Below are 6,164 nucleotides of genomic sequence, written 5' to 3'. Positions count from 1 at the left end.
GGTTCCTCAACCCGCTGTCCTGGCAATTCCTGTTCAATATCGGCCTTGCGGCCATGCTCCATGTCAAGCGCGGCGGCACCATTCCCGTAAACCGGTGGCTGATGGGCTTCGCCGGCGCCTATGTGGTCGGCGCGGCGATCTGGGTGCACAGCCCGCTCTGGGGTCATATCACCTGGTTCGACCTGCCGGTGGTGATCGGCGGCTTCGACAAGACCTTCCTGTCGCTGCCGAGACTGCTGCATATCCTTTCTGTCAGCTACCTGATCATCGCCTTGCCGGCCGTGTCGAACCTCTTCCGCGCCAGGCCCGACAATCCGCTGGCGATCCTCGGCAAGCGCTCGCTGCCGGTGTTCATCGCCGGAACGGTGATCGCCATGGCGGCTCAGGTGCTCAAGCTGATCAATCCCGGCGGCCTGGCCTATGACACGCTGCTGATCGCCGCCGGCATCGCCATGCAGTTCGCGCTGGCGCTGTATCTCGAATGGCTTGCCAGCCTCGGTCCGGCCCGCGCCAAGCCGGCGCGCGAGCAGACTGGGCGCGCTTCGTTCGGTGCGCAGCCGGTGCAAGCGAGGTTGGGCGGCTATTGAGGGCTCGTCAGATCCTCGGGGCAGGGCCGGTCGAGGCCCTGACGACGAGCTCGACACCCATCGTCTCGCGCCGTACCGCGCCGTCGAAGTCGAGGATCATGCGCGCCGCCCGCCGCCCGATCTCGGTGATCGGCTGGGCGATCGTGGTCAGCGGCGGGTCGCAGAGCGCGCCGTCCGGCACGCCGTCGAAGCCGACGATGGAGACATCCTCCGGCACTTTGAGCCCCCGCGCGGTCAGCCATTCGATGGCAATCAGCGCCATCCTGTCCGACATCGCCAGGATGGCGCTGGGCCGCTTGTTGCCCGCGAAGATCGCCTCGAGCCCGGCCCTGGTGCTCTTCTCTTCATTTTCGGTCTCGTAGACCGGGATCTTCGCCGTATTGATGCCGAAGCGGGAGAGCTCCTCGAAATAGCCGGCAAGGCGGTCGCGTGTTCCTGTGTAGAGCGCGCTCCGCACGATTTCCGGTGTGGCGAAGCCGGTGCGGTCGTCGGCAAAGGCCAGCGACAGCACCGCGAAACGGCGATGGCCGAGCTCGGCAAGGTGGCGCGCTGCAAGCCTGGCGCCTGCGACATTGTCGACGCCGATCGCCGAGACGGTTTCGTCCTCGAAGCCGAGTTCCAGCGCCACGAAGGGCAGCCTGCGCTCGCGCGTCAGGTCGACAAGGCGCGAGCCGCCTTCGATGCAGAATAGGATGAAGCCGTCGACAAGCGCGCTCTGGATGTTCCAGGCGAGCTTTTCCTGGTTGGCGGCTGAGACCAGTGCGATGCCCGCGCCCGTGGCGTCGCAGGCTTCGGAGATGCCGGCCATCATGACGCGGGCAAAGGGATCCTCGAAGAAATAGGAGAGGGGCTCGGTCGTGCCGACGCCGATGGCATTGACCTTACCGGCGCGCAACAGGCGCCCCTTGGGATCGGGCCCGGCATAACCCATCGCCTCCGCCACTGCCTTGACCCGCTCGCGCACTTCCTGGCGCACGATCTCCGGGCGGCTGAAGACATTGGAGGCCGTGCCATGCGAGACGCCAGCCGCCTTGGCGATATCCGCCAGGCGGATGGGTCGTGCCTGGCCTTCGATGGGTGATGCCATGTCGTTCCTCCGAATCCGGTCACATCGCGAACATGACCACGGAATGGTTGCCGGTCATCTAACATTTTTCTTGGATCGATTCAAATTCCTGCTTGACTTCGAGTGCGGCGAGCATATGATTTGAATCGATCCAAGATTGCTCTCCTTACGAGAGAGCGGATGAAAGAAGGAGGGTGCCATGCATCCGGTCAGCTATTTGTTCGAGGACTTCTACAAGAACGACTGGGGCATTGCCTCGGCCGCAACGAGCGAAAAGCGGCGCGGCAAGGCAAGCCCGTGGAAGCGCGAGCCACGCTTCATCGTGGGGCGCAAGCGCGCCTGAGGGGCGGTCCTTTTTTCGTGCTGAAAAATTGGATCGATTCAATCAGAGGAAATCAGCCATGCATCCGATCAGCCATCTCTTCCAGGACATCTATCGCAACTATTGGGGCATCTCGCCGGCGGTCGACCGGCCGGAGCGGCAGCGCGCGGCGGAGCCGGTGACGCGCAGGCGGAAGCTGCGTTTGGTGCGCCGCTGACCTCGCCGCTCCGCGAGCCTCGCTCCGATGAAGGGGCGTTCTAGGACCGTAGGCGCAACAGCGCCGAGACCGCAATCGCCAGCCAGCCGGCGATCAGCAGAGTGCCGCCGACCGGCGCCGACATCGGAAACAGCCGCGAGCCGAGGAAGTCTCTGGCGATAAGATCGCCAGAAAACATCAGCAGGCCGACGAGCAGCACCAGGCCTGCGATCCTGAGGCTCCTGTTGCCGTCGGCAAGGCCGATGGCGACGAAGGCAGGGGCGTGCATCAGCAGGAACGAGGCGGCTGTGCCGGTGAAGGCGCCGCCCCGATGCGCGGCGGCGGCCGACAGCGCCACGCCTGCCGCGCCAACGAGCCCACCCGCCAGCACGAGGATACGGCTGCCGCCGTTTGATGGTTGCCCGGCGAGGCTCATCGCGGATCTCCGTGCTTCGGTTGACGGCGAGCCTCTCAGGACTCGCCCGCTTCGAGCAGCATATGCCGCGCCCGCCTCGACTGGACAATCCAGTTGTAGACCGCTCCGAACGCCATCAGCACCGACGTGCCTAAAAACACCGCCCGCATGCCGAAATGGCCGCCGACGAAACCGCCGGCCAGCGGCCCCGCGACCTGGCCCACATACTGCGCCGAGATCGACAATCCGAGCACATTGCCGCCGACGCCGTCCGGGATGTTGTGGCGGATGACGCTGGTGATGCAGGGCAAGAGGCCACCCAGCGCCAGACCCATCAGGAAACGCAGCCCGATCAACTGCCAGCCATCGGTGACGAACGCCTGCGGGACGAGCAGCAGCGCCGAGACGGCAAGCGCGCCGACAACGACGTTCCAGTGGCCGACGCGATCGGCGAGCCTGCCCAGCCATGAGGAGGATAGGATCGTGCCGAGTGCGGCCGCCGACATCACCACGCCGGCGACCATCGTCACCTTGCTCTGGTCCTCGACGAGTTGCTGCACATAGACGGTGATGATGGGCTCGATCGACATTGTGGCGAAGGCGAGCAGCATGCCGGTCGTCAGCATCGCCACGACCGGTCGCTTGTCAGGGATATGCGACCAGCCGCTCCTCGGCTTCGCCGCCGAAGCGGCGTTGGCCGCAACTGGACGCGGGTTTTCCTTGATCAGGAAGGTCGTGGCCAGGAAGGCAAGGAAGATGACGCCGCCGGACAGCAGGAAGGTCGCGCGGATCCCAATCACCGGCGGCAGCGCGCCGCCGAGCAGCGGGCCGACCAGCGAGCCCGCCGTGATGCCGGCCGACAGCACGCCGAGCGCCCAGCCGGAGCGGTCCTTGGGCGTCTGCATCGCCACCAGAATGGTCGATCCCGAGGAATAGCCGCCGGCAAAGCCGATCAGAAGCCTCAGCAGCACCAGTTGCCAGACGCTCTCGACCATGCCGGTCAGCGACATGCAGATCGCCATGCCGAACGAGGCGCGCACCAGCATCAGCTTGCGGCCATAGCGGTCGCCCAGCCGCCCCCACAACGGTGCGACCAGGGCCGCGGCAAAGAAGGTTGCGCCATAGGCGATACCCGACCATTGCACGATCGCGGCGTGCCCCTCGGCGCCGAGCTGTTCGACGTAAAGCGGCAGAAAAGGCAGGAGCAGCGTCATGGCAATGAGCGTGCTGAACGAGCCGGCGAAGCAGACGGCGAGATTGCGCCGCCAATGGACGTTGTAGCCGCCCTGTTCTGTACCGCCGTCCGCCATGTCATGCCTGCCCGGTTATCCGGGATTGCTCCGGATACCATTTTGGGATACCAAATCGGTATCCGTCATGGACCTCAACCCGGCTGCTGTCAATGCGGTGCCGAAGAGCGGAACGACAATGTCGCAGATGCAGAATGTCGAAAGGCAACTTCGCGAGATGATCCTCGGGCTGGAGATCGGCCCGGGCGAGCGGCTGACGGAGCGCTGGATCGAAAGCCGCTTCGGCGCCTCGCGCACGCCTGTCAGGGCCGCTTTGCTGCGCCTCGAGACCGAAGGTCTGGTCGGCCGCGACGGCCGCGGCTGGACCGTGGCGCCGATCAATCTCGCCGAGCTTGGCCAGATCGCCGTCTACCGCGAGGCGGTCGAGGTGGCGGCGGTGCGGCTGACGGCAGCGCTTGAGGATCGCAGCGGGGTCGAGGTGATCGCGGCGATGCTCGATTCCTGCGACGCCGACACGCCGCGCGAGGAATGGCATCGCGTCGGCATGGATTTCCACATCGAGCTGGCCAGGCTTTCCGGCAATGAATTCCTGTTGCGGGCGGTACGCGATGCAATGACCAGGCTGTCGCGTGCCCGCTGGCTGGAAGTGCGCGACGAGGCGGTGCTCGGCCGCGCCTGGGCCGAGCACCATGCCATCCTGGGCGCCGTGCGAAAGGGTGACGCCGACGAGGCAGCTAGGCTGCTCTCGACTCATATCGCCGGCAGCCGCGACCGGCTGGTGACTTCGCTGCATGATGACCGGCGCGGCCTGCGCGCCAGGGGCTTCGCCGTCGTCGCTGCCTGATCCCTGCAATCGCCGCCGAATATTAGGACTCTCACAAGTTCGTTTGCCTGCGCGGGCTTGCAAGATGTCCGGCACAATGCTGTAGGAGGCTCGACGCCACATCTTTGAAACGAAGGACGCATGGCCTCGCCCTTACGCACCGCAGCGCGGGTATTCTATTTCGTACGCAACATAACGCGCGATGTGGTGCCGCAGACCCTCTTTCGCCAGCGCCTTGCCGGCTGCCTGCAGCAGGCGAGGCTCTCCAGCAGAACGGTCCGCGATCGGGTCAACTACTACAACAAGCTCGAGCACAGCTTCGTGCCCAGCGCGGCGGCCGTGCGGGCCGGTCAAATCCCTAAGTTCGGGAGCATGTATTATTACGATCTGAAGGAGTTCGCCCGCTACTTCGATCGCGACCTGCTCATCGATCTCGAGTTCGGCGATGTCGTCGATGTGCCTAGGATGCCGGCGATCGTCAAGGACCGGCCGATCCGTGACGACAACGGCAACGCCGTAATCATGAAGCTCGACAAGTTCCGCCATTTCCGGTTTCCCCGCGACGGGTTGTCCTTCGCCGACAAGCGCCCGATGGCGGTCTGGCGCGGCGATTTCAACAATCCGATCCGCAAGCGGTTCGTCGATGCAGTGCGCGGTCTGCCGGCTTGCGATGCGGGCTCGCCCAAGCCAAGCGCGCCGGAGAACTACCGCAAGCCCTACCTCACGATCCCGCAGCAGCTGCAGTTCCGGTACATCGTCTCGCTCGAAGGTAACGACGTGGCCACGAACCTGAAATGGATCATGAGCTCGAACTCGCTCTGCCTGATGCCGCCGCCGACCTACGAGACCTGGTTCGCCGAAGCTGAGGTCGAGCCCAATGTCCACTACGTGCCGCTGGCGCCCGATTTTTCGGACGTCGCCGACAAGATCGCCTATTTCGAAACGCACCCGGCGGAAGCCCAACGCATCACGACGGCAGCCAACGCTTACTGCCGCCGGTTCAGCAATGAAATGGACGAGCGGGCGGTCTCGCTGCTCGTCCTCTACAAATATTTCGTGCTGAGCGGCCAGATCAAACCCGACCCCGAGGTCTGGCGCTACATCACGGGCTGAGGGTTCTTAGATATCGCTGCGGTCGAGCACCAGGTCGGCCGGGCCGAAACGGTCCTTGGCGGTGAACTGCTGGTGCCAGTAAGGATAAAGCACCGGCGGCCGGCTGACGGCGTCGAGGCGCAAACGCTCGTCGAGCGTCAGCGTCAGGCTTGCCGCGGCAAGGTTGTCCGTGAGCTGGGTTTCGTTGCGGGCACCGATCACCAGCGAGCTGACGGCCGGGCGGCCGAGCAGCCAGGCAAGCGCCACCTGCGCCGCCGACACGCCACGCGCCTTGCCGATCTCGGAGAGCATGTCGACGATCCGCCACAACCTGTCCTCATCGCGGATCGGCGGTTCCGACCAGCCGCCAAGTTGCCGCGCCGTCGGGCTGTCGCGGCGGGATTTTCCCGAAA

General features: G+C 65.1%; 9 protein-coding genes. 5 read left to right on the top strand and 4 right to left on the bottom strand.

Annotated elements, in window-relative coordinates:
- On the top strand, window positions 1–587 hold a 587-nt coding region (gene opgC / locus EOA38_RS24930), incomplete at its 5' end, for an OpgC domain-containing protein (protein WP_189434867.1).
- A gap of 7 nt (window positions 588–594) precedes the next feature.
- Here opgC and EOA38_RS24925 read toward each other — a convergent pair.
- Window positions 595–1,674 carry a LacI family DNA-binding transcriptional regulator gene (locus EOA38_RS24925; protein ID WP_127300471.1) on the bottom strand — a complete coding sequence of 360 codons (1,080 nt, stop codon included), beginning with the start codon at window positions 1,672–1,674 and terminating at the stop codon, window positions 595–597.
- A 178-nt stretch (window positions 1,675–1,852) separates the two neighbouring features.
- On the opposite strand from EOA38_RS24925, the gene EOA38_RS39320 reads away from it, so the two are divergent.
- Window positions 1,853–1,996, top strand: a complete 144-nt coding sequence (locus EOA38_RS39320; RefSeq protein ID WP_189350105.1) for a hypothetical protein — start codon at window positions 1,853–1,855, stop codon at window positions 1,994–1,996.
- 58 nt (window positions 1,997–2,054) lie between these two features.
- Window positions 2,055–2,192 carry a hypothetical protein gene (locus EOA38_RS39315; RefSeq protein ID WP_189434865.1) on the top strand — a complete coding sequence of 46 codons (138 nt, stop codon included), beginning with the start codon at window positions 2,055–2,057 and terminating at the stop codon, window positions 2,190–2,192.
- Window positions 2,193–2,232: 40 nt separating this feature from the next.
- On the opposite strand, the gene EOA38_RS24920 is transcribed toward EOA38_RS39315, so the two are convergent.
- Together EOA38_RS24920 and EOA38_RS24915 are read right to left on the bottom strand one after the other, a co-directional pair.
- Window positions 2,233–2,607, bottom strand: a complete 375-nt coding sequence (locus EOA38_RS24920; protein ID WP_127300470.1) for a DUF423 domain-containing protein — start codon at window positions 2,605–2,607, stop codon at window positions 2,233–2,235.
- Window positions 2,608–2,642: 35 nt separating this feature from the next.
- A complete protein-coding gene (locus EOA38_RS24915) occupies window positions 2,643–3,896 on the bottom strand; it encodes a multidrug efflux MFS transporter (protein WP_127300469.1) in 1,254 nt (417 codons plus the stop codon).
- 118 nt (window positions 3,897–4,014) lie between these two features.
- On the opposite strand from EOA38_RS24915, the gene EOA38_RS24910 reads away from it, so the two are divergent.
- Both EOA38_RS24910 and EOA38_RS24905 read left to right on the top strand, forming a co-directional pair.
- Window positions 4,015–4,680: a GntR family transcriptional regulator gene (locus EOA38_RS24910; protein WP_127300472.1), complete on the top strand. Its 666-nt coding sequence runs from the start codon at window positions 4,015–4,017 to the stop codon at window positions 4,678–4,680.
- 120 nt (window positions 4,681–4,800) lie between these two features.
- On the top strand, window positions 4,801–5,772 hold the full coding sequence (locus EOA38_RS24905) for a glycosyl transferase family 90 (protein ID WP_127300468.1): 972 nt from the start codon (window positions 4,801–4,803) through the stop codon (window positions 5,770–5,772).
- 6 nt (window positions 5,773–5,778) lie between these two features.
- On the opposite strand, the gene EOA38_RS24900 is transcribed toward EOA38_RS24905, so the two are convergent.
- Window positions 5,779–6,164, bottom strand: a 386-nt coding sequence (locus EOA38_RS24900; protein ID WP_145966056.1) for an aldo/keto reductase, incomplete at its 5' end; no start/stop codon positions are given.

This window comes from Mesorhizobium sp. M1E.F.Ca.ET.041.01.1.1 (genome assembly GCF_003997355.1).
In the GTDB taxonomy this organism is placed as follows: Bacteria; Pseudomonadota; Alphaproteobacteria; order Rhizobiales; family Rhizobiaceae; genus Mesorhizobium.
The sequence above is the reverse complement of the archived record's forward strand: the minus strand, read 5'-3'. Positions and strand labels throughout refer to the sequence as shown.

What these genes read in the sequence shown, in the direction of transcription:
- EOA38_RS39320 (WP_189350105.1), top strand. Translation starts at nt 1,853, where the DNA reads ATGCATCCGGTCAGCTATTTGTTCGAGGACTTCTACAAGAACGACTGG.
- EOA38_RS24910 (WP_127300472.1), top strand. Translation starts at nt 4,015, where the DNA reads ATGTCGCAGATGCAGAATGTCGAAAGGCAACTTCGCGAGATGATCCTC.
- EOA38_RS24925 (WP_127300471.1), bottom strand. Translation starts at nt 1,674, where the DNA reads ATGGCATCACCCATCGAAGGCCAGGCACGACCCATCCGCCTGGCGGAT.
- EOA38_RS39315 (WP_189434865.1), top strand. Translation starts at nt 2,055, where the DNA reads ATGCATCCGATCAGCCATCTCTTCCAGGACATCTATCGCAACTATTGG.
- EOA38_RS24915 (WP_127300469.1), bottom strand. Translation starts at nt 3,896, where the DNA reads ATGGCGGACGGCGGTACAGAACAGGGCGGCTACAACGTCCATTGGCGG.
- EOA38_RS24905 (WP_127300468.1), top strand. Translation starts at nt 4,801, where the DNA reads ATGGCCTCGCCCTTACGCACCGCAGCGCGGGTATTCTATTTCGTACGC.
- EOA38_RS24920 (WP_127300470.1), bottom strand. Translation starts at nt 2,607, where the DNA reads ATGAGCCTCGCCGGGCAACCATCAAACGGCGGCAGCCGTATCCTCGTG.